The organism is Burkholderia sp. SIMBA_062, from assembly GCF_046534765.1.
Taxonomy (GTDB): domain Bacteria; phylum Pseudomonadota; class Gammaproteobacteria; order Burkholderiales; family Burkholderiaceae; genus Burkholderia; species Burkholderia ambifaria.
In genome coordinates, this window is record NZ_JAWRYD010000451.1 from 1 (window position 1) to 252 (window position 252).

Annotated in this window: 1 pseudogene; it reads left to right on the forward strand. The window is 61.5% G+C overall.

Annotated features, from left to right (window positions below):
* A pseudogene (locus SB786_RS37025) lies at window positions 1-252 on the forward strand (deacylase); the annotation flags it as partial.

Consider the following 252-nt stretch of genomic DNA (forward strand, 5'->3'; position numbering starts at 1 on the left):
CACCGACGGCCATCATTGCCGACTATATCGAGCACACGCTGTTGGCGCGTGCTCAATATCTGATCGACTTTCACTCAGGTGGCAGTTCGCTGCTCTACGACGGCGCGAACATGCTCGCCATACAGCCCGACGACGCCGGGCAGACAACACGTTTGCGCGCATTACTCGGTGCATTCGGCTTGCCGCGTGCGTTCTTGCATGCGCCCAATCCGCTGCATTCGGCCACCGCAGCGTGGCGGCAAGGCGCGATCT